Source organism: Paenibacillus sp. FSL R5-0486 (assembly GCF_037975155.1).
GTDB classification, from domain to species: domain Bacteria; phylum Bacillota; class Bacilli; order Paenibacillales; family Paenibacillaceae; genus Paenibacillus; species Paenibacillus amylolyticus.
Genome location: NZ_CP150237.1, coordinates 5,946,011 through 5,967,519, shown reverse-complemented (window position 1 = coordinate 5,967,519; position 21,509 = coordinate 5,946,011). Strand labels below are relative to the sequence as shown.

Here is a 21,509-nt window from a genome sequence, read left to right as displayed (position 1 = left end):
TGCACGGGCATGATATCAGGGGCTTTTTTGCGTATACTGATGTGCATGGTTGACAAACTTAGTTGTAACAACTATAGTTACATTATAAAGTTCAAACATAAACAATATCGCAAAAACAATATCGATAATTACAAAGGAGAGATCATGATGAACATTGCAATCATTGGTGCAACAGGCAAAGCAGGAAGTGTAATTTTGAAAGAAGCAGCAGACAGAGGTCATAAAGTAACGGCAATCGTTCGTAATGCATCCAAATTGGAAGATAAAAGCCTGAATACGCTGGAGAAAGATGTATTCGATCTTACAGCTGAAGATCTTAAAGCGTTCGATGTGGTTGTAAATGCATTTGGTGCTCCAGCGGGTAAAGAAAACCTGCATGTGGAAGTAGGACAAGCGTTGATCAACATCCTGAAAGATGCACCAAACACTCGTCTGATCGTTGTGGGTGGAGCAGGAAGCCTGTTCACAGACGAGTCCAAAACATTGCGTGTCTTTGAATCCCCAGGATTCCCGGATGCTTACAAAGCAACTGCAACGAACCAAGGCCAAAACTTGCAGGATCTGCAAGCATCTTCGGGTATTCAATGGACATTCTTGAGCCCGGCTGGATTCTTTAATCCAGAAGGTGTACGCACCGGCAAATATCAAGCAGGCAACGACGTTATTCTCGTGAATAGCGAAGGCAACAGCTACATCAGCTATGCAGACTATGCGATTGCTTTGGTTGATGAGATCGAGAATCCACAACACAAAAACGAGCGCTTTACCGTTGTTGGCGAAGTGAAGTAATACTTTGAAATTATAATATGGAACATACAAACGGACGCTGATCTCCACAGATCGGTGTCCGTTTTTTTTTGTTATCGAAGAGGGAAGTTCTGCAATAACGTTAGATAGGTTAGATGATTATTGTTCAACTTCCAACTACTCCTTTGAATCTATGTTATATTATTCTAAAGATGGGAAGGAAATGTGATTATGTGAAAACCATCTTCTCTTCATTGGAATTGCTGCGAGTTCAAAAGTACAAGGGAGTGAACAGTTCTGAAGATGTATTCTAAAGGAGTTATATTATTGATCTTTGCGGTTTTTATGATTAGTGTATCGAGTGGTTCAGGGTTATCCCAATATACAAACGTTAAAAATACGATGAATCAATTTCACATCACTTCTTTTTATCCGAAAAATAAGAATGGACAGACATATGGTTCTGCCGCATATGCGACTTCTCCAGAAACGGAACCTGATTTAATCTTGGCTACTGGTGTGGATGGTACAGACGGATATCTGCTGAAAAAAGACATGGATGGCGAGCAACCCAAAACACCTGAAGAAGCTATTGCGATACAGAACAGCAGATCACCAGATGGTCGTGATATTCCACTGTATGAAAAGGATGGTAAAACCGTAATCGGTGTGTTTCATGTTGGAGGAAAGTGAAAGGAACCAAAATAGGATCAAATGTGACGTTACCATACATAGAAGATTCTTTTCTGAATGGCTTCCTACTACAGGATATGAACAGGTCGACGGAATGGAATTTGAAATTACTGGAGTTAAAGATGGACTGAATTTTGTTGAGTTATGGTTTGCTGTAAGAAAAATATCTTAGTTTTATTTCTTTTAGATTAGTCTTGAATAATAACTTAATAAAGACAGGAGCAAACAAATGTGTCCGATTGGTTGCTTCTTTGTTCATTCATCTAACGGCCAGGGAAAATGCAACATTTTTCCTGTTAAACAGGTCAATAAAGATGTACCAATTAACATTATGAGAAGAAGGTGGAAAAACTGAAGCTTCGTATATTCACGTTTATATTTTTTATATCTAGCGTGTTTTTTATCTCAAATGCACAAGATGTTAACGCTTTGTCATGTGCTGTATCGGGAAGCCCCCAAGAAGAGTTAGAAATATATGATGGAGCTGTTTATGGTGAAGTAAAGCAAGTAAAGGTCGACTTGAAGCAAGAGGGGTTTACGGGAACCAAAGAGAAAATTAGATATATTTTAGTGGAAGTTGAGAGGAGTTGGAATACTGAAGTTGACTCTCAACTAATTATCGCAACCAACTTCACATGGGGATTTGATTTCAAGGAAGGTAACAAATACTTAATATACTTTAGCGAAGTGGATGGTGAATTAAGTAGTAGTCCGTGCAGTTCAACCATCGAAATGAACAATATTAATCAAGCAACTGAACTATTCGGGGAAGGCTTTCCACCAAAACAACAAGTGAACGTAGAACACAAAATGTGGTTTATGTTTGAGCAAGATGTTGATTTGTTTATCGTAGGTGTGGTCGTATTTGCGGCGATCTTTACCTTCATCATGAGAGTAAGAAAGAAAAAGCGCAAAGCATAATTTGGTAGCGCTAAACGTGAAGCTTTTGCTCAAACAAAAAGTCATTTGAACTAGGCATGGATTCCTGTATGACCTATTACCCCCTTTACTTAAACGAGGATCGAGGCGTATAATCCGTTGAGATATCAGAGCAATAAGAGGGGATACAGTTATGAATAGTGGATTAATCAACGCGATCATTGCGTATATCATGTGGGGAGTTCTCCCGCTGTATTGGAAGTTGTTTGAAAATGTACCGGCAGGCGAGATTTTATCGCACCGGGTTGTCTGGTCATTTGTCTTTATGGGGATTTTCGTTGCCGTCCAACGTCGTTGGAGTGACATGAAGCGCATTCTGACCAGTCGTTCGACCCTGCTGTCCCTTACCGCGAGTGGGCTGCTAATTGCTATTAACTGGCTTATCTTCATCTGGGCGGTTAATAACGGTCATGTCGTTGAGACAAGTCTGGGCTATTATTTGAACCCGTTGCTGAACGTGTTACTGGCGGTTGTCTTTCTTCATGAAAAGCCAAACCGTGGACAGTGGCTCGCGATTGCCATCGCTGGTGTCGCGGTGCTTATCATCGCTATCGACTACGGACGTTTCCCATGGGTTGCGATCTCATTGGCCGTGTCATTTGGCTTGTACGGTCTAGCGAAGAAGAAGATCAAGCAAGACGCTTCAGTGGGCTTATTTTCGGAGACAGCTGTAGTTCTGCCCGTCGCACTCGGCTACTGGATCTACTTGGCCGTTGTAGGAAAAGCAACGGCATGGACGTTGCCTGCACCGATGTTCTTCGAACTGTTACTTTCCGGTGTGGTGACGGCGTTGCCGTTGCTGTTCTTTGCACGGGCAGCTGCTCGAATGTCATTGTCCACACTAGGCTTCGTACAGTATATTGGGCCGACAATCATGCTGATCCTGAGTGTGTTTGTGTTCAAGGAAACGGTCTCGCCAGTTCTGCTTGTTGGTTTCGCTCTCATTTGGACAGCGCTTATCGTATACGCTACCGCATCGATACGTGCTACGAGACTCGCTAAGGTAAGCTGAAGGCATACATATCCTTGTAACAGGTGAAGTTCTAATGGCGTTCACCTCCAATGGATGGGGAGAGATTCGAACACACCAAGAAGGCAGCCGATCAAGGAGATCGGCTGCTTTTGTTTAACCAAACGAGCAGTTCAGTGTAACGAGATATGAATTATTCATTTACAACAGTAATTTATGCAGTGATTATTTTTAGCTATGAGGGTCCGTAAGAATGACACAAAACCGGATTGTGATGGTTGTGAGTGTTTCTATAACACATAATGATAAGATACATATGATTAAGGAAAACAAAGCATCGGTTAAACATACATGGAATTTCCCCTCAGGCAGAGTTAAACATGGTGAAGATATTTTAGAAGCAGCACGAAGAGAAGTCAAGGAAGAAACTGGTTTTGATGTGACACTTACAGCTACTACAGGGGTTTACAATTTTATTAGCAGTACCAATCATCAAGTTGTTTTGTTCCACTTCAAGGGTACAATTGTTGGTGGTGCTCTTTGATTAGATACAACGGAGATCATAGATTCGATGTGGGTAGCTCCTGAGGGTTTGTTGATTCAACTTGCTAAAGTTACGAGATCCGGGAGCCATTCGACAGATTATGGAGCATATAGTCTCCCAAAAAGAATATTCCTTAACTCTATTCCATAAACAGCTGTAACATGGATTATAGAATGGTTTTCGATGGACTGTAATTTTGTTTGTATATAATTGCTAAGAAACGGAGAACGATTGTTCATGAAATCATCCTATTTAACGCGTCCTTTCTATTTCCTGTGGACCACGCAATCGGCTGCGAATGCAGCCGACGTACTATATATTATGGCGCTTACGGTAATGGTGCTTAACCAGACCGATTCGCTAATATCGGCAGCGCTTTTGCCGCTGATGCGAAGCGGGGCACAGATGCTCAGCAGCTTGATCGCCCCTTTGCTGATTCAACGTTTCAAGTTGTCTAGGCTTCTGCTACTGTCACAAACAGGGCAATTTCTGCTGTTCGCTTGTCTGGCTTTTTATTTGCAGCTCAACGGAGAGGCAGCATCCCTGGTGTTCGTATTTTCACTCGTATTTGTCATGTCCTTTCTCGACGGCTGGACAACTCCGGCTCGGAATGCCCTTATTCCACGTCTCGTGACACACGAGCAAGGTCTTCTTAAGGCGAACGGACTTATGAGTGTCAGCGATCAGGTTGTACAGTTTGCAGGTTGGGGTCTAAGCGGTGTTGTGGTCGCCCTGATCGGGGCTAGCCCGACGCTGCTGTTGACGGCCGCTATTTATGGTTTGGCCGCAGCGTTTACGCTTGGCGTCAACGAACCAACGGAGAAGCAAGCTGGAGCAAAGGAGTTGCACATTTTTTCTGATGTCTTGCCTGTACTTAAAACAAGCAGGTGGCACACCTTAACCGAAGGCTGGAAAATGATATGGAATACGCCTCGTCTACGGGTGCTTACGTTTATGGATATGATCGACATGCTTGGCGGTTCAATCTGGGTAGGTGCCTTTACATTGGCTTTTGTTCAAGTCGCACTGGGACAAGGGGAGCAATGGTGGGGATTCATTAATGCTGCATATTTTGCTGGAACCATAGGTGGAGGCTTGCTGGTCCTTGCTCTGGCACGAAGAATTGGCAACCGTTATTTCGCCGTGATGATGATCGGCATGGCAGGTTATGGAGTACTGACTGCATTTTATGCACTGAACACAGAGCCTTTCATTGCGCTCATATTCGTTATGCTGATGGGGCCGTTCGCGGAGCTTTCCATGATTAATCGGCGTACCTTGATTCAGAGTAGCGTGGCCAAACGTTTGCTGCCCAAAGTATTGTCTGCCCAGGCATCTCTTATGCATCTGGTCTTTTGCATTTCCTTGCTCGGTATGGCTGGGCTCGCCGAATATATCGGCATTGTGAACCTCTACCTGTTTGCGTCCGGATTGACTATATTAGCGATCGTTGTGGGCTTGCTGAATTACCGGGCTTTTCGGCACAAAGCCACTCCTGAAGCTACGGTGGATTAGTACGAGGGATTAGATAAAGCTTTTCTATCAATAAATTTTTTTTGAAGAAGTAACTAGTATGAATTATGAGATGTATTGGGAAAGGGAATCCCGACTCTGTGAGGAGCCATTTCCGCATTTACCAGATCCTTGTCTCACTAACTTGAACCGCTCCAAATTACCATTAATGCCGTGAATCCAGGTCCAACGGATTAGAGATTTATGAATGATGAAATCAGAGGGGATCTGTTGCCAAAATTTCCGATGGGACGTATTGGGACACCTGATGATGCCACACGTTTGATTGCTTTTCTTGCGAGTGAGGAAGCAGAGTGGATCACGGAGCAGGTCCTCAACTCGGAAGGCGGATTTATTCGAGAATAATACGGAATGTCGTGAAAAGCTGATTCCTATATTTTAATATTTGGAATCAGTCTTTTATTATGTAGCAAAACAATATGCGTTCTGCTTTTTTTGTTCCTAAACGGTGTACCACGGTCGCACTTAAGACAGCGACTGGTCTGCCGCTTATATCTCGGGGGCCAATAAGCAAGGTTTAGCTGATATCCGTGGAACCCACAGATTCCGAAATATCCACACCTTCAGCCCCATCAACTGCATCAATGACACCGACAGCGAGTGTTGTTACCGCAGCAGCAGCTAAAAGATTCTTGGCACCAAGCTTCACTCTGTCCTTATCTTCCTCTTTCATGCCCACAACAACATCTTTACCGCTGTTATATACGTACTTGGCTGATATCGCTACACCTTTTGCAGTATTGGTTACAGCACCTCCAATATCGGCAAGCCCCGCGTCTATGGCGGTATCATTTTTTCGAATTGCACCACTGGCAAGATCATATGTCCCGCTAGCCAGTTGTCCAACGGTTTTGCCTGTATTAATTGTGGCTTTCTCTACGCCGTTCCCGATTTCTTTGATAAAGGGACTTCCTGCAATTTCACCAACAACCCTCACGCTGCCGCCCAACACTCTCCCGGTAACTTCCCCAGCTAACTGACCGAACCCTTTTAAAAAACTCATCCTTATGCCTCCTCTCCAATTAGAAGTTGATCCTATGGGTTATCTCAATAAACTTATTATATTCATATGTAAGCCAAAAGAACATCAGTCTCCAGCCCGAGTGATGCACCCCTCCTCGATTGATTGCGACACGCTTTAGAGTGCCCGATCCGCCCGCGGAACGCCGACCACGCTACCCCCTCAACGCACTTCATCACCAAAAGGCGCTAATCCCCCCGGGAACAGCGCCTCAAGCTCTTGTTTTACCTTACTACTTACCATTTGACTACACACAGTTTTAGAAGTGCCTCATAGAGCAGCAACGTAGTGGAGGGGGCGGAATCGATTCTGAAGAAGCGAAGCGTTCGCCTTTATCCCCGGATTTTCCCCTTATCAGGGGAATTCATAAAATCTGGGGATAACAGCGATCATAAGAACGATCCGCCCCCGGAACGCCCACCACGCTGCCCCCTCAACGCACTTCATCACCAAAAGGCGCTAATCCCCCCGGGAACAGCGCCTCAAGCTCTTGTTTTACCTTACTACTTACCATTTGACTACACACGGTTTTAGAAGTGCCTCATAGAGCAACAACGTAGTGGAGGGGGCGGAATCGATTCTGAAGAAGCGAAGCGTTCGCCTTTATCCCCGGATTTCCCCCCAATAAGGGGAATTCATAAAAATCTGGGGATAACAGCGATCATAAGAACGATCCGCCACCGGAACGCCACCACGCTGCCCCCCAAAGCCCGCACTTCTACCCAACGTACCTAGTCAATAAATCCTTCCATGACAACAGTTGGCATCATATTCGACTGCCAAGCACCCTTACCATATCCACTGTTATAACCTGGTGTAGCCTGAGGCTCCCAGTAGAATACACCTTTACCTTTGCCATTTGGCAGACTGCGAATTTGGTTTTTCATCGCGGCAACAAAACTTTTGCCAGCTGCAGCCTGGTTATTGTCCATGCCAATTTCGGAGATGATGATCTCTTTGCCATAACGGTTGATCATATCCTTGGCGTTGTTTACCGTATTTGTCACAGCAGTGTTCCAGCCGGAAGCTGAAGGATAGAGGGACATGGCGATCATGTCAAAGTTAGCTCCGTTATTAATCAGACCACCAATATTCCATACATAGAGGGCGTTATCATCCCCACCTGCCAGATGCACAATGGTTTTGGTGCCGCTGCTCAGGGATTTCACTGCGTTATGGCCTGTATTCACCAGCCACGCATAGTTTTTCATGTTGGTGGATGCTTTGCCATCTTCCCATAACATACCGTTGCTTGTTTCATTACCGATCTGTACCCAGTCAGGGGTAACGCCTTTGCTTTGCATCGCCGTCATAACTTCACGAGTGTGGTTCCATACCGCATCCATGAGCTGTTGGAACGTATAGTTTTTCCAGGCAGCAGGTTTGGTTTGCTGACCAGGGTCTGCCCAGGAATCGCTATAGTGCAGGGTAAGCATCACACTCATGCCAGCATTCTTGGCACGTTGTGCGAGTGCAGCCGCACGATCCTTATTCATGTAACCGTTCCCATAATCATTCGAAGGATTAACAAATACCCGAATGCGAACGGAATTGATTTGATAGTCTTTTTTCAAAATATCAATGATGTCGCGCTGTACGCCGTTTTTATCTTTCCATTTGTAACCCTGGGCTTCCATTCCGGGAACCCAACTGATGTCGGCTCCTTTGGCGAAACTTGGTGCTGCGCTGGCATGCTGACCTGCGGGCAACATGATGGAGGTGAATAACAAAACAAAAGCCAACATGATGGATGTCTTGAAACCCCTTACATTTTTGAACATTACAAGATGCCTCCTCGGATTTAGGTTGAGTTGCATCCTAATTATAGCCATCCTGGTTTACTCTACTAAAGGGTCCATTTCCAATATTTTGGGTGTTTTATCAACCTCTCTACAGAAAATGAGAAAACAAAAAGCCGTCCGAAGACGGCTTTTCTACCCGTGGCGCTTTTTGAAACATTGATCCGTATCCCGCGCCTCCACCAGACTCTTTTAATTTGAGCTAGTGGATCGGGTAAGGGACACGTTCAACATGACATTAGAAATGTTGACGCACCTCCTTTCCTTGTGGCAAGAGTATACAACACCTTGTTTCGGAAAGCTAGTCTTTTTTACGTATTTACGAAAAATTATTTTTCAGTCTGGAACATCGTGATATCTCGTGCATAATGGCTCTTGGTTCCGTCATTGTTTCGGATGCGCACACTGTCTTCACTGATCCGCTCCACAATGCCACAACCGACCTCGCAATAGACGCCAGCCGGGTCTTCCTGCCATGCGCTTACCATACATTGGGATAGTGCAGCCGTGAAAAACTCTATATTTTTTTGTAACGTTCTAGGTTTGTTGGATTTCATTATATACTCCTTTAATCAACTATATTTGGAATGAGAACAAGCAACCGGACCAAATCACACTGTACTTCACTTTACTCTGTCTATTGACCTTTGTAAAGGGATGGAAAAAGTTGCGGCCATGAGGTATCATTTACATAAATTTTACGTAGCGTTTACACTGCGCTGACGCTTGATGTTGATTACGAATAGTACAATTATATGAGAACTTCTAACCAAGAATAGATATGCAACACATTCGGAGGCCATACATGCATAGAGACGTCAAAACAGGCAACTACGTTAATCGTGATTTGAGTTGGGTTGAATTTAATCGGCGCGTACTTCAGGAGGCCCAGGATCCAACAACGCCTCTGCTGGAACGCATGAGATTTCTCGGCATTGTCGCTAGTAATTTGGACGAGTTCGTCAGTGTAAGGGTGGCGGAGACAAAAGAGAAGATCAAGGCCGGATTCACGCAAAAAGATTTTACAGGATACACGCCTTCGGGATTGTACCGCAGATTGATCAAACGAACCGGGACCATGGTCGCCGAACAGTATAAAACGTATCGTGAACTCATTCGTCTACTCGCCAAGAAAGGCGTGAACATTCAGGAATATACAGATCTTAATGTGACACAGCAGCGCGCAATGGACCAGTACTTTCATGAAATTATTTTTCCGGTACTCACACCGATGGCGATTGACCAGAGTCGTCCGTTCCCACTGGTACACAACAAGTCTGTCTATCTGTCCGTGATGTTACAGAAGGAAGGGGAGCAAGAGGGCGAGCCGTTTATGGCTATTGTTCAGGTGCCTTCCAATCTGCCGCGGGTAGTTCAGGCTCCCATTCGGGCGAATAGCAAAAAGAAAACATTCATACTGATTGAAGATCTTATCAAACATCATATCCATACGCTCTTCAGCGGATATATCTCGCTTGCTGCACAGGAATTCAGAGTGACCCGTAATGCGGATCTGTTTATTAATGAAGAAGAAGCGGAAGATCTGCTTGAGGCTATTGAAAAAGAATTACGCCGCAGACGCCGCGGGGCTCCTGTAAGACTGGAAGTGTGCAAGGATTTTCGTCCGGATGCCTTATTGGAATTGCAGGATGAATTTGATATTCAGGACCCGGTATATGAAATTGATGGACCACTTGATCTGAGTTTTCTGGCGGGATTCGTAGACAGTCTGGAAAGTTTCTCACATCTGAAATACAGTCCGGTGAAGCCAGTCTACCCACTTGAGTTTCTGCCAAGAGAAAGTCATTTTGAGCTACTGCGCAAACGCGATGTACTGGTGCATCATCCGTACGAATCGTTTGAACCAGTCACTGATTTTATATTGGAGGCTTCGGAAGATCCAAGAGTTCTGGCCATCAAGATGACATTATATCGGGTCAATGGCGATTCACGCCTTATTCCGGCACTTGCACTTGCAGCTGAGAGTGGTAAGCAGGTCACGGTGGTGGTGGAACTGAAAGCCCGGTTTGATGAAGAGCGCAACATTGCTTGGGCGCGTAAGCTGGAGAAAGCCGGTTGTCACGTGGTATATGGACTGGTTGGACTGAAGACCCATGCCAAAATCATTCTTGTTGTACGCAGGGAACAGCAGGGGCTGAGACGTTATGTTCATGTAGGAACCGGTAACTATAATGAGAGTACAGCCAAAGTGTATACGGACGTGGGACTGTTCACCTCTAATCCAATTATTGGGGAAGATGCATCCGAATTGTTCAATGAGATTACCGGATACTCCGGTCCGAAGGCATTGCAGGCGTTCCGTGTAGCTCCGGATGGTATGAAGGATGAGTTGTTTGCACTGATTCGTAGAGAAACAGAGCACGCGCTGAAAGGCAAACCTTCCAGAATCATTGCCAAGATCAACTCCTTATCCCATCAGGAAATGATTGATGAATTGTACGAGGCTTCTCAAGCAGGCGTGCAGATCGATCTGATTGTGCGTGGTGTATGTTGTCTGCGTCCGGGGGTAGAGGGGCTCAGTGAGAATATTCGGGTCATTAGCATTGTGGATCGTTTTCTGGAGCATTCACGGTTGTTTTATTTTGAAAATAGCGGCAACCCGGATGTATTCATCTCCAGTGCAGACTGGATGACACGTAACCTGAATCGAAGAATTGAACTGATGTGTCCCGTATTTGATCCAGAGCTGAAAAAGATGCTGGTGGATATCCTTAATCTGTCCCTTATGGATAATGTCAAAGCGAGACAACTTATGCCTGGTGGCAATTATGTATTTGTAGAAAATGAAAAGCCCCCGCTGAGAAGTCAGACGGAGGCCATGGGTATTATCCCTTGGAAGCCTGCTGAATGGAGTGCGTTAACGTAACTCCCCAGGCTTCCTTCAGATCCTTGACGGCCTCTTCCAGGCCATCAAGTTCCAGTAACGGCTCAGCTGTACAGGTGAATTGCACCTGCAGCGAGTCGTTTTCTTTTGTTGCTTTGATCGCAGCGATGCTCTCGGATCGATTGATGGCTTCAGCTACGCGGAGCAGAGAGCCTAAACGATGAGCATGCCGCTCATCCGAGTTTTTCAGAATGTCCCGGTGCTTATTCAGCAGCTGGGGCGTTCTTTTTTTGGGATGATAATCAGCTGCACTGGCACTTAGAATGGTCTCCCGATGAGAAAGTCCATAAATGCTCGAATTCATGATCCAATAGGCCGAGTGCTGTGTATAACGGAAATAGTTAATCTGCTTACCAGCCATGTGCAGCATGGAGGATGCATACAGGATTCGGGCATCTGCTTGATCAGGAGGGGCACCTTGTAATGCTGTATACAGGGTAACCATATCCTGATGAATCCGTTGCAGACGTTTCTCTGGAATAGGCGGACCAAAATGGATAAAGTTGCGGATACTGTCCTTCAGCGCGTCTGGAACGACCGGCTGCCCTCCAGCCATGTAATCCCGTAATAACCCATCCCGTAAACCCGCACCACTAACCACATAACGATCTCCCTGTATTATCTGGAAGACAGTTCGTAGGATCAGTACGCCGGGCACAATGATGTCTGCGCGATCTTTGGCGAGCCCAGGTACCTTTTTGCGCTGTGCCGAGGTGAGATGTGGTAAGGAGCGAGCGATGTTCTCCATCGCTTCCTCACTGATCTCATAATGATGGCTGACAGGCAAAGAATACTGGGTGCGCTTCTGTTCCACTTTGGCGAGTGTACGCATTGTGCCGCCAAGTCCGATGAGTGGCAGACCAGGATGCTCACGAATCCAATCCTGTCCACGGAGAGCCTCAGTGACTTCGTTGCATAATGCATTTGCATTCTCCTCAGTCCACTGATCTTCGCCCCCGTAACGGGCATGTGAATTCACTGCACCAATAGGGAGGGAGATGCTATGTAACCTTTTCCGATCCCGAAAGACCGTGATCTCTGTACTGCCGCCTCCAATATCCACGACGTAACCGTCTGCCAGATCAATGGATTGAGTGACACCAAGGAACCCATAATAGGCCTCCCGATCTCCCGATACACATTCAATGGTAAGCCCCGTCTCGGTCTCCAGCCATTCAATAATCTCAAGGACATTGTTTGCATTACGAATAGCTGCGGTAGCTGCTGCGCGAATCAGTTTGGTCTGATACGCTTCACAGGTCGCTTTGAATTGACTCAAGATGGTGATGGCTTTATCCAGAGAATGGCGCAGAATGGTTCCATCGGACTCAACAACGCTGCTTAGACGAGCGGCGTATTTGTCTTCATGAATGATGCGATAGGCTTCGTCCTGGTCCAGTTCATAGATAACTAGACGAATGGAGTTCGAGCCGATATCAATAATTCCTAAGGTTTCATTAGTACGTGTCATAAGCATCTCCTTCTACAGAGGTTCAACTACCCGAAGTGAAGAAGGGCAGCCATGGCTTCCGGTGAACCCGGCGGTGTGGCAGAGAAGGGCGTAGTTAACATAACAACAATGATAAAGACGATGAAACAGGCAAATATAAGACAACTCACGGCAAAGCCGCGATTACGCTTTTGCATAAACAGTCGAATACCTGTGACAAAGAGAAGTACCGTAACAGCTACCAGAACGATCGACATTGCAAAATAGGCTACGCCATAAAGTGATTTGAAAAATGCTTCCATTTGTTCTTAACGCTCCTTAGATCCTCATATTTAAGCCCTTCCAAGCCATTCCTTAGTAGCATACGACAGATTGACTTGTTTGAAAAGTAAACCGGGCGCTTGTTCCCGTTTCCGCCATCACCCCTGGGACAGGTTACATGGAAAAGGGGCCTTTGCCGTGGACAGACATCCAAGAAAGCAAGGCTTCTGTTGAGTATGTATAAGGAAGGACTATTGTTTCAAGGAAGGAGATCAACCCATGTCGAGACAACTTGCAAGCAAATGGCGGAAGACAGCGGCTCTGATGAAATATCCGGTAGCTGCTGTCCATATCCCACAGACCAAGGCATTCAACTCGGGTAATCTGCTGCAAATGCTCAGTCGTTATGGAATGGTGTATGTCAAACCTATTGTAGGAGGCGGAGGTTACGGTGTCATCCGGGTATCGGCCAGCGGTGGGGCTTATCGATACACCCATATGAAAACGACCCGTTCTTTCGCCAGTTTCAGCCAGATGTATCGCTCTCTGGTGCGTGTAAAGGCTAGACGCAAGTACTTGATCCAGCAAGGCATTCATCTGGCAACAATTCAAGGGAGACCTGTTGATTACAGAGTCAAAGTTGTCAAAACCCAACGAGGCTGGGTATTCCGTTCATTAGTAGGACGACTCGCTCGTCCCGGACTCTGTGTGACGAATCTGAGCAAGGGTGGCACCATGTTATCAGGAAGGCGAGCTCTTGGTTTATCCCTGCCACATATATCCGGTCGGCACAAACGCCGGGAGATGCGTTCACTTACAATGACATGTACGTACATTATGGAAAGTCAGTTCCCTGGTGTAGGTCAGCTTGGATTTGATTATGGACTGGATTATTCAGGCAAGATCTGGATTCTGGAAGTGAATACCAGACCCCAATAGAAAATGAATGGGAAAACTCAAGAAAATTCAAGAAAAACCGATAATATATAAAAGAAAACGGTATGAAAACCGTTTGAAATTTTACATTACCGGGTAATTTACTCGCAACAAGTCTTGAAACTATGAATTTATTCCAAAAAAAATACGCTGATAAACGTTCTGACAGTAGTACAAACTCCCTGTGCATAAATATTGTCCACACTATACACGTTGATTACTCTATATATTTTCCATTTATCAACAAACTATGCACAGGATTTCCACATATCGTTGTGGATAACAAGAACGCTTGTTCTCTATATGAATCTCTGATATGATAGTTTTGAGGAAAAAAAAGGAAAGGTTGTGGCGGGAAATGGCTATGTTATCCGATGAGATGTTGTTGGATTCCTACCATAAAGCGATTGAGTTGAATCTCGAACGAGATTTCATCGCACTGCTGTTGGCAGAAATCCATAAGCGCAAACTGGGTACCGACGTATCTGCCATTCTTCACTAGAGATCCTCATTGCAGGCAATGTTACAGGTTTCCGGACAAGTCCCATAGTGAGACTGGCCATGGCGTGCTCGTCTGACAATGGTGACAGTACATCACATGATTGCAAACGTTTTCGACTTCGTCTGCTGTGTCAGAGGAAGGTTGGAATACGTAGGGGCTGTATGGTCCGGTGTAATCATCCAATTTGCCGCATTCTAACAGTCCCTGAAGGCAGTGGGGGCAAGCCTGCTCCGGTACAACCAGACCGTTACACAGCGGGCATATATAAGACAAGGGTATCCCTCCTGATATTGATTCACTCAGGAGTAAGATACCCTTTTTTGTATCAATATATGTTATTTCAGCAAAACTAGCGTTTCATGTTACTGCTGTGTCCTGGGGACAACTTGGCATCCGGATCGAAGTACACCTTCGCATTGTTGACGGCTGTTGGAGCTTCGCCGAATCCGACAGCGATCAGCTTCAGTTTACCCGGATATGTTGTGATATCTCCGGCAGCGAAGATTCCTGGAATAGATGTTTCCATGCGGGAATCAACAACGATGGAGTTACTGTCAATTTCGATACCCCACTCGGCAATCGGTCCGAGAGAAGAGACAAATCCGAAGTTAACGATCACGTCATCTACTTCGATTTCCTGAGTTTCTTTGGTTTTCACATGAGAAAGGGTTACCTTGGTAATCGTGTCATCCCCATGAAGTTCCGTGATTTCGGTCGGTGTAACGACATTCACCTTGGAATTCATCAGGTTTTCGACACTGTGCTCATGTGCACGGAACTTGTCCCGGCGATGGATCAGTGTCACTTGCTCAGCGATAGGCTCTAGCATGAGTGCCCAGTCTACCGCGGAGTCACCGCCGCCACTGATCAGTACTTTTTTGCCAGCGAAGGCATTCAGATCACTGATGAAGTAGTGCAGGTTGCTCTTCTCGAACTTGGTAGCACCTTCAAGCTCCAGGCGACGTGGTTCGAATGCACCTACACCAGCTGTAATAATGACGGCTTTGGCATGATATTCATTCTCATCCGTCTTCACGACGAAATGTTGCTCATCCTTTTTCTCCACCGATACAACCTTTTCTTCAAGCCGGATGTTCGGGTTAAAATGATTCATTTGCTCAACGAGGTTATTCACCAGTTCCTGAGCTGTTACTTTCGGGAATCCGGCTACATCATAGATGTATTTCTCCGGGTAAAGAGCGGCAAGCTGTCCACCAAGCTGTGGCATACTTTCAACCAGTGTAACGGATGCCTGACGCATCCCACCATAAAACGCGGCGAACAGACCCGCAGGGCCTCCACCGATAATAAGTAAATCAGTCATATCATGACTGGAATTTTGTGCAGTCAAGAATCAACAACACCTTTCATATTTTAATAGGTAGTTAACAGAAAGAATGTGCAGGCTACGTATCGTAACCGGCATGGGTGCTGAACTGTCTTTCCTATTATAAACGGTGTATTCAGGGTTGCAAAGTTAGCGGCGTCACGAAACTGGGAACAATTGATGAAGATCAGATGAGAATAGGATGAAATTGGAAATGAAAGGTTATGAAAAATAACAAAAAAAACCTTGATCTTTACTAGAAATACAGATATCCTTGACCTGTACTATGTGTTTTTTTGTCTAATTTAGAGTCAATATGTAATATGAAGACAGATCCCGTGTTTTGTAGAATCTTGTGGTTAATTTCACAACTTGAAACGATAACTTGCGTGCAAACGTATCAATTTCATAAACCCTTTAGTTGCTTCAATCAAGTCTAGATATAGATCAAAACGGTTCGATACGTCGATATCTAGTTTCATAAAATCCATTTTTAGTGAGTTATGAAATTGATGCAAACGTTTAAATAAATTCGCGAAGTTAACATTTGTCGTCATAATGGGCAAGACCTCATCAATATTTGTAAGTATGTGCATTTTGCATCTCACCCAAGATCGGGTTGATGCAAGTGAAACCGGAAGGGGTATAGACATGAGCAGTATTCCCAAAATCGTCATCCTCGGCGCGGGCTATGGCGGGATTCTGACAGCCCAGCGGCTGCAGAAGGAATTGAACTATAACGAGGCCGACGTCACACTGGTGAATCGGCATGATTATCATTATATTACTACACATCTACATATGCCGGCAGCCGGCACGGATACCATTGAGCATGCAAGAGTGCCCATTTCCAAGCTGATTGATGAGTTCAAGATTGATCTGGTCAAGTCTTCCGTGAAGGAGATTCGTCTGCAGGATCGGAAGATTATTCTGGAGGACGGCACGTTATCCTATGATTATCTGATTATTGGACTAGGCGGTGAGCCTGAGACTTTCGGTATTCCAGGGATGCTCGATCACGCCATGACAATCCGCAGCATTAACTCGGTCAGACTGATTCGAGAACACATCGAATATCAATTTGCGATGTACAAAAACGATAACAAACGAAATCGTATTCGGTTTGTCGTAGGTGGAGCGGGTTTCAGTGGTGTTGAATTCGTAGCTGAACTTGCAGATCGTATTCCACAGCTGTGCAAGGAGTTCGACGTGAATCCGAAACATGTGCACATCTATAATGTAGAGGCAGCGCCTTCGGCCTTGCCTGGATTTGACCCGGAATTGGTAGAACATGCAATGAATGTGCTCAAGAAAAAGGGTGTTACTTTCAAAATTGGTGTTCCAATCAAGCAATGTCTCCCGGACGGGGTTATTGTGGGTGAAGGTGAAAAGCTCGATGCAGCTACAGTCGTATGGACCGGCGGTATTCGCGGTAACTCACTGCTTGAACAGGCAGGTCTTGAAGTGATGCGAGGACGTGTGAAAGTAGACGACTACTTGCGTGCTCCAGGGCATGAGCATGTCTATGTCATTGGTGATAATTCACTTGTCTTCAACGCGGAAGGACGGCCTTATCCGCCAACAGCCCAGATTGCGATGCAGCAGGGTGTGAACTGCGCTAAGAACGTCGTGGCATCCATTCGCAAGAAACAGCCACAACCTTTTGTATTTACGAGCAAAGGCACGGTTGCATCACTTGGTAAAGGTGAAGCTATTGCCGTTGTGGGCGGCAAGAAATACAAGGGCTGGAAAGCGGCTCAGTTGAAGAAGCTGGTAGATCTGCGTTATCTGTTCATCATTGGTGGTATTCCGCTAGTCCTGAAGAAAGGGCGGTTTTTTGGATGAGACATTGCAGTGTTCAGGTCCGGGGACTATTAACACGTGAAGAGCTGGATCGTTACAACGCCCTGATGCAGGTCGGTGGTTATCTCGAGGAACAGGATCAGTATGATCTGGCCTACATCGTGCAGAAAGAAGTGGATATTCTCATTATGCCTGCGATTGAGCGGCTTAAAGAGAAGGGGCGTGACCGTGATCGGGCCACAGCCGAGTTCCTCGAATCGCTGAAAGCGGTAGATGATGAGGACGAGGATTAGAGACGATATAAGTTGAACTAAAGATGTTTACACATACACTTCAATGACAGAATAACCTTCCAATCGCTGTTATCCCCAGATTTTTTTGATTCCCTTTTGTTAAAGGGAAAATCCGGTGATAAAGGCGAACGCTTCGCTTTTTCAGGTTTTTTCTGTCCTTTCCGTTTTTGTGTAAATAAATAGTTCAAACAATATAGATCTAAATCAAGCTTGAGGTAGTAGAATATAGATAGATAATAAAGCACCGCAGACAGTATCCTTTACAGGAGATGTCGCGGTGCTTTATTGTGCTTTGTGCTGTTTCTACAGCTTAAGCATGTCTTCCAGTGTTCCTTCGTTCAACAGACTTCCCACATAGAACGAACCGAATTCGCCATAACGGGCGCTAACTTCATCGAAACGCATCTCATAGACGAGTTTTTTGAACTGAAGTGCGTCATCCGCAAATAGCGTAACGCCCCATTCCCAATCGTCGAAACCGACAGAGCCGGTAATGATCTGTTTTACTTTACCCGCATAGCTGCGGCCAATCATGCCGTGACTGCGCATCATGGTGCGACGCTCGTCCATGGACAGCATGTACCAGTTGTCATTCAGCTCACGTTTTTTGTTCATCGGATAGAAGCAGATGTATTGCCGTTGTGGCAGAACAGGTTTCAGACGGGCGATAATATCCGGATTCTGCATCGGGTCTTCGCCTTCTTTGCCAAGATAGTTGCTCAGTTCCACTACACTGACGTAGGAATACGACTTAGTTGTGTATTGGGCAAACATCGTTTTGTTAAACGCGTTCTCAACAGCCTTCAGATCTTCCAGCGTTTCACGCAGGTGCATCATGACGAGGTCTGCTTTTTGACCTACAACCGTATATACAACGGTACTTCCTTTGGATGAATCCTCGACTTCTTTCCATTCTTTCCAGAATTCCTGAAGCTCGTCCAGTGCTACAGCGCGTTCTTCATCATCTGCTGCTTTCCAGGCGGCCCAGTTAATCGAGCGAAAATCATGCAGGGCATACCAGCCCTCCAGTGTTGATGCGGCTTCGTTCATTGGTTGTGTTCCTCCTGCAAGGTATATTTCCAAATCCCTATAAGAGGTTGTTCAAAAAGTCCGCTTTTGATTACGAATCATGCCTGGTGGCATCATCAGCATCGAATATGGCATTCAGCCGAAATAAGTGGATGCTTACGAAGTATGTTTCCTTCGGGAACATTGTAGTTGCTCACGTAGCTCTATCTACGCTCCGCTGCTCCATTTCTAACTTCATTCCATCTTCTCGGTACTGAAAACCAGTCTTTTTGAACACGCACTATAAGGGACGGGTGAGTGCTTTATCGTTTACATTGTATCCCAACATGAAGCAGAAGGGCAAATGAACAGAGTATAAATATAGGGAAATTTGTCCAGAAAGTTCGTTGCTTCGCCACATTTTTTGCGGTACACTAACTACTATCCAGAAGTGAAACCTGAATGTGTGAAAGAAGAGGTGAATGTCGCCCGATGCAATTTATACCTGTGTTAGTATTGATGGTATTATTTTTCGTTATGATGTTTGGTATCGGTTTCATTCTGAACATGCTGATGAAGACAACCTGGTTTCCTTCCTATCTGTTCATTATTGTAATTCTGCCTATTGTTGTGTACTCTCTATGGGATCAGTCGTCATCTCTGATGTCACATCTGGGTTCTTTCCAGCTTGTAGACTATATGACGGGCATCGCTGGACTGGCTGGTGCGATAATCAGTGGCTGGACGATCCAGAAGTTGCGACTGGGTGGGTACAGAATGTTTTAGATTGTTGGAAAGAGGCAACACATGCCACTGTAATCGCGTGAAAGTCTTGTCTTTGTCGTAAACGCTTACGAGTACAAAGGGAAGGCTTTTTTGCTATTCATTTATATTAGAAGGATTATTGTACACTTGTACTTCATATACATCTGGAGAACATTCTCTTTAGATATTCCCTTGTATTCTGCGGCTACAGCTTTTATAGTATTCTAGCGGCTCTCGACATTTTATTTTAGAAATTTGCTGAATTCGGCGAAAACGTGAATGATGTCGACCTAGGACGAAACGGAACGAGAACAGGCCATCTTTTTACCTGTTTTTGAGCATTTGAGGATCAGACATTTATGATAGAATAGATAAACATACTTTTGGGGAGAAGGAGATCAGGCTATGCGCATGAAGAATCTGCACCATTATACTGAACATCATCGCTACTGCGTATACAGGGAGTTTGGACTTAGCGCCCTGGATGACCGTATGCTTACAGGAGCATATCAGCCCATGGTAGGTGCTTTTGCGGTTGGCTTGTATCGGCTGTTGTTTCAGCATCTTCCCGGTGAACAGGTCGGTTATTCGCCGCTTGAACAGCAACGGAGGCTGTTCATGACACTTGGCTTGGAGCCAAGTGAGAAAGGGCGCAAATATTTGTTAGAGCAGACATCCAAGCTTGAGGCAGTGGGACTACTTCAGACTTCACGGCTATATATACCGGAAAATGATGATTACATCTACGAATATGAGCTGCAACCGCCGCTTTCTCCGGCAGAGTTTTTCCGGACACAGCATTTGACACTGTTGCTTCGTGACAAGATAGGCAAATTCGCCGTACTTTCCTTGCGTTCCGGTTTCTCGGCAGTGGAAAATGGGGACGCGCCTTATCCGGCAGCCAATAAAGAGAATATTTCCGTTCCCTTTTACGATATATTTGAATTGAATACCCATGTAATTGATTACGAGTTGGAGCAAGCATTGTCGGAAGTATCAACTACGGCCCAGCGGACAGGCACGAATGATACAGCGGAAGAAAATAGTTTGAACTATGCCGACATTATTTTGCGTTTTCCACGGGAGTCGGTCAATCGTCGTCATGTAGAACAGCTGCGGTTCGATCATGAACAACTGGGCATTGTAAATTATGTAGTAAACAAGTTTAACCTCAGTGTGCAGGATGTATGCCGTCTGCTGGATGAAGATGATATCTTCAGTCCACAGGGCCAGCTGATTCTGGATGATCTTCAGCATAAGGCGAGCATGCAGTTCAGGCAGACCAAGAAGCGCCATGAGCAACAGACTGTACAGGCAGCCAAGGTCGTGGCACTGAGACAACATATGGAGGAGCCTGAACGGAAAGAGGACTCTGGTGAACCACCTGTTGAGCATGGAGTGCAGATGGAGTACTACGTCGAAGTGCCTCCACAATTTATGACCAAGTGTGATATTCATCAATACAATATGATGTTGCGGAATGAGCCGTATACGCGTCTGCTGCAGACGTTCTTCCCTGGTGCAGTACCGGACAATCTGATCGATATATTTGAGAAAATTGATCTGAGTTACAAGTTGCCTGGTGAAGTCATCAATGTATTGATTCATTATTTGATGGCATTGCTTGTATCCGGCGGCGAGCAGCGGATTAACCGTAACTTCGTTGAGGCGATCGCCTCCAACATGTTGCTCAAGCAGGTTAACTCCTACGAGAAAGCTGTTCAATATATTCGTGATCAGGCCAAGGTCAAAGGCAAACAGGCTGCTGGTGCAGCTGGAACCCGTACCCGTACATACGGCAAAGGAACCAAAGCCAAGCCCGAAATTCCGATTGTACAAGACATAAGCACCGATGGAGATGCCGTATCCGAGGAAGAGTTCGAAGAGATGATGCGGTTTGCCCAGCAGATGCAGGCGAGTAAACAAAAAGGAACTTCTTAAATATTTATTATATAGCAAAAAGGCGAGTCCCCCGATTAATGGAGACTCGCCTTTTTGCTATATAAGTTGAAC

General features: G+C 45.4%; 21 protein-coding genes and 1 pseudogene. 14 read left to right on the top strand and 8 right to left on the bottom strand.

Translation table 11 applies throughout. The features are described from left to right. Positions 1–147: 147 nt before the first annotated feature. The 7 genes and pseudogenes from MKY01_RS26380 to MKY01_RS26350 all read left to right on the top strand — a co-directional run. Positions 148–789, top strand: coding sequence for an NAD(P)-dependent oxidoreductase (locus tag MKY01_RS26380; protein WP_036605754.1), 642 nt, complete (start codon positions 148–150; stop codon positions 787–789). Positions 790–1,074: 285 nt separating this feature from the next. Next, entirely contained in the window at positions 1,075–1,440 is a 366-nt protein-coding gene (locus MKY01_RS26375; RefSeq protein ID WP_315373400.1) for a hypothetical protein, read from the top strand. Positions 1,441–1,782: 342 nt separating this feature from the next. Then, positions 1,783–2,361 (top strand): hypothetical protein, encoded by a 579-nt coding sequence (locus tag MKY01_RS26370; RefSeq protein WP_339284216.1) that lies wholly within the window; start codon positions 1,783–1,785, stop codon positions 2,359–2,361. Between the two features lie 151 nt (positions 2,362–2,512). Further along, positions 2,513–3,391 (top strand): EamA family transporter RarD, encoded by an 879-nt coding sequence (rarD, locus tag MKY01_RS26365; protein ID WP_074096366.1) that lies wholly within the window; start codon positions 2,513–2,515, stop codon positions 3,389–3,391. A 211-nt stretch (positions 3,392–3,602) separates the two neighbouring features. Beyond that, a complete protein-coding gene (locus MKY01_RS26360) occupies positions 3,603–3,893 on the top strand; it encodes an NUDIX hydrolase (protein WP_315372953.1) in 291 nt (96 codons plus the stop codon). A 237-nt stretch (positions 3,894–4,130) separates the two neighbouring features. Further along, complete coding sequence (locus MKY01_RS26355; protein WP_315372954.1) at positions 4,131–5,408, top strand: MFS transporter; 1,278 nt, start codon at positions 4,131–4,133, stop codon at positions 5,406–5,408. Positions 5,409–5,510: 102 nt separating this feature from the next. After that, positions 5,511–5,771 (top strand): annotated as a pseudogene (locus tag MKY01_RS26350) (SDR family oxidoreductase); the annotation flags it as partial. A 172-nt stretch (positions 5,772–5,943) separates the two neighbouring features. Here the strand turns inward: MKY01_RS26350 and MKY01_RS26345 are convergent. The 3 genes from MKY01_RS26345 to MKY01_RS26335 form a co-directional block, all read right to left on the bottom strand. After that, a complete protein-coding gene (locus MKY01_RS26345; protein WP_315372955.1) occupies positions 5,944–6,429 on the bottom strand; it encodes a hypothetical protein in 486 nt (161 codons plus the stop codon). A 749-nt stretch (positions 6,430–7,178) separates the two neighbouring features. Next, entirely contained in the window at positions 7,179–8,192 is a 1,014-nt protein-coding gene (locus MKY01_RS26340; protein ID WP_339287269.1) for a glycosyl hydrolase 53 family protein, read from the bottom strand. A 383-nt stretch (positions 8,193–8,575) separates the two neighbouring features. Then, on the bottom strand, positions 8,576–8,803 hold the full coding sequence (locus MKY01_RS26335; protein WP_017692425.1) for a hypothetical protein: 228 nt from the start codon (positions 8,801–8,803) through the stop codon (positions 8,576–8,578). A gap of 248 nt (positions 8,804–9,051) precedes the next feature. Here MKY01_RS26335 and ppk1 point away from each other — a divergent pair, with 248 nt between their 5' ends. After that, positions 9,052–11,133, top strand: coding sequence for a polyphosphate kinase 1 (gene ppk1 / locus MKY01_RS26330; protein WP_036605760.1), 2,082 nt, complete (start codon positions 9,052–9,054; stop codon positions 11,131–11,133). On the opposite strand, the gene MKY01_RS26325 is transcribed toward ppk1, so the two are convergent. Together MKY01_RS26325 and MKY01_RS26320 are read right to left on the bottom strand one after the other, a co-directional pair. Then, the gene (locus MKY01_RS26325; protein ID WP_339284213.1) at positions 11,093–12,622 is read right to left on the bottom strand and encodes a Ppx/GppA phosphatase family protein; all 1,530 of its coding nucleotides are present in this window, start codon (positions 12,620–12,622) and stop codon (positions 11,093–11,095) included. The genes ppk1 and MKY01_RS26325 overlap by 41 nt on opposite strands. 26 nt (positions 12,623–12,648) lie before the next feature. Continuing rightward, complete coding sequence (locus MKY01_RS26320; protein ID WP_017692428.1) at positions 12,649–12,903, bottom strand: hypothetical protein; 255 nt, start codon at positions 12,901–12,903, stop codon at positions 12,649–12,651. Positions 12,904–13,141: 238 nt separating this feature from the next. On the opposite strand from MKY01_RS26320, the gene MKY01_RS26315 reads away from it, so the two are divergent. Together MKY01_RS26315 and MKY01_RS26310 are read left to right on the top strand one after the other, a co-directional pair. Continuing rightward, positions 13,142–13,801, top strand: a complete 660-nt coding sequence (locus MKY01_RS26315; protein WP_036605763.1) for a YheC/YheD family protein — start codon at positions 13,142–13,144, stop codon at positions 13,799–13,801. Positions 13,802–14,156: 355 nt separating this feature from the next. Further along, a complete protein-coding gene (locus MKY01_RS26310) occupies positions 14,157–14,300 on the top strand; it encodes a sporulation histidine kinase inhibitor Sda (protein ID WP_017692430.1) in 144 nt (47 codons plus the stop codon). 21 nt (positions 14,301–14,321) lie between these two features. Here the strand turns inward: MKY01_RS26310 and MKY01_RS26305 are convergent, their stop codons facing one another. Both MKY01_RS26305 and MKY01_RS26300 read right to left on the bottom strand, forming a co-directional pair. Continuing rightward, positions 14,322–14,573: a hypothetical protein gene (locus MKY01_RS26305; protein WP_074096361.1), complete on the bottom strand. Its 252-nt coding sequence runs from the start codon at positions 14,571–14,573 to the stop codon at positions 14,322–14,324. 76 nt (positions 14,574–14,649) lie between these two features. Then, complete coding sequence (locus MKY01_RS26300) at positions 14,650–15,651, bottom strand: NAD(P)/FAD-dependent oxidoreductase (protein ID WP_076253235.1); 1,002 nt, start codon at positions 15,649–15,651, stop codon at positions 14,650–14,652. Between the two features lie 627 nt (positions 15,652–16,278). Between MKY01_RS26300 and MKY01_RS26295 the strand changes: the two genes are divergently transcribed. Next, the gene (locus tag MKY01_RS26295; RefSeq protein WP_036605766.1) at positions 16,279–17,472 is read left to right on the top strand and encodes an NAD(P)/FAD-dependent oxidoreductase; all 1,194 of its coding nucleotides are present in this window, start codon (positions 16,279–16,281) and stop codon (positions 17,470–17,472) included. Then, positions 17,469–17,723 carry a hypothetical protein gene (locus tag MKY01_RS26290; protein ID WP_036605767.1) on the top strand — a complete coding sequence of 85 codons (255 nt, stop codon included), beginning with the start codon at positions 17,469–17,471 and terminating at the stop codon, positions 17,721–17,723. Before MKY01_RS26295 ends, MKY01_RS26290 begins: the two co-directional genes overlap by 4 nt. 303 nt (positions 17,724–18,026) lie before the next feature. Here MKY01_RS26290 and hemQ read toward each other — a convergent pair whose 3' ends face one another. Next, positions 18,027–18,773 (bottom strand): hydrogen peroxide-dependent heme synthase, encoded by a 747-nt coding sequence (hemQ, locus tag MKY01_RS26285; protein ID WP_036605768.1) that lies wholly within the window; start codon positions 18,771–18,773, stop codon positions 18,027–18,029. Positions 18,774–19,223: 450 nt separating this feature from the next. Between hemQ and MKY01_RS26280 the strand changes: the two genes are divergently transcribed. Next, the gene (locus MKY01_RS26280; protein ID WP_036673352.1) at positions 19,224–19,517 is read left to right on the top strand and encodes a YuiB family protein; all 294 of its coding nucleotides are present in this window, start codon (positions 19,224–19,226) and stop codon (positions 19,515–19,517) included. A gap of 384 nt (positions 19,518–19,901) precedes the next feature. Then, positions 19,902–21,437: a helicase DnaB gene (locus tag MKY01_RS26275; protein WP_282320277.1), complete on the top strand. Its 1,536-nt coding sequence runs from the start codon at positions 19,902–19,904 to the stop codon at positions 21,435–21,437. The last annotated feature ends 72 nt before the right edge of the window (positions 21,438–21,509 follow it).

What these genes read in the sequence shown, in the direction of transcription:
- MKY01_RS26380 (WP_036605754.1), top strand. Translation starts at nt 148, where the DNA reads ATGAACATTGCAATCATTGGTGCAACAGGCAAAGCAGGAAGTGTAATT.
- rarD (WP_074096366.1), top strand. Translation starts at nt 2,513, where the DNA reads ATGAATAGTGGATTAATCAACGCGATCATTGCGTATATCATGTGGGGA.
- MKY01_RS26360 (WP_315372953.1), top strand. Translation starts at nt 3,603, where the DNA reads ATGACACAAAACCGGATTGTGATGGTTGTGAGTGTTTCTATAACACAT.
- MKY01_RS26355 (WP_315372954.1), top strand. Translation starts at nt 4,131, where the DNA reads ATGAAATCATCCTATTTAACGCGTCCTTTCTATTTCCTGTGGACCACG.
- MKY01_RS26345 (WP_315372955.1), bottom strand. Translation starts at nt 6,429, where the DNA reads ATGAGTTTTTTAAAAGGGTTCGGTCAGTTAGCTGGGGAAGTTACCGGG.
- MKY01_RS26340 (WP_339287269.1), bottom strand. Translation starts at nt 8,192, where the DNA reads ATGTTGGCTTTTGTTTTGTTATTCACCTCCATCATGTTGCCCGCAGGT.
- MKY01_RS26335 (WP_017692425.1), bottom strand. Translation starts at nt 8,803, where the DNA reads ATGAAATCCAACAAACCTAGAACGTTACAAAAAAATATAGAGTTTTTC.
- ppk1 (WP_036605760.1), top strand. Translation starts at nt 9,052, where the DNA reads ATGCATAGAGACGTCAAAACAGGCAACTACGTTAATCGTGATTTGAGT.
- MKY01_RS26325 (WP_339284213.1), bottom strand. Translation starts at nt 12,622, where the DNA reads ATGACACGTACTAATGAAACCTTAGGAATTATTGATATCGGCTCGAAC.
- MKY01_RS26320 (WP_017692428.1), bottom strand. Translation starts at nt 12,903, where the DNA reads ATGGAAGCATTTTTCAAATCACTTTATGGCGTAGCCTATTTTGCAATG.
- MKY01_RS26315 (WP_036605763.1), top strand. Translation starts at nt 13,142, where the DNA reads ATGTCGAGACAACTTGCAAGCAAATGGCGGAAGACAGCGGCTCTGATG.
- MKY01_RS26310 (WP_017692430.1), top strand. Translation starts at nt 14,157, where the DNA reads ATGGCTATGTTATCCGATGAGATGTTGTTGGATTCCTACCATAAAGCG.
- MKY01_RS26295 (WP_036605766.1), top strand. Translation starts at nt 16,279, where the DNA reads ATGAGCAGTATTCCCAAAATCGTCATCCTCGGCGCGGGCTATGGCGGG.
- MKY01_RS26290 (WP_036605767.1), top strand. Translation starts at nt 17,469, where the DNA reads ATGAGACATTGCAGTGTTCAGGTCCGGGGACTATTAACACGTGAAGAG.
- hemQ (WP_036605768.1), bottom strand. Translation starts at nt 18,773, where the DNA reads ATGAACGAAGCCGCATCAACACTGGAGGGCTGGTATGCCCTGCATGAT.
- MKY01_RS26280 (WP_036673352.1), top strand. Translation starts at nt 19,224, where the DNA reads ATGCAATTTATACCTGTGTTAGTATTGATGGTATTATTTTTCGTTATG.
- MKY01_RS26275 (WP_282320277.1), top strand. Translation starts at nt 19,902, where the DNA reads ATGCGCATGAAGAATCTGCACCATTATACTGAACATCATCGCTACTGC.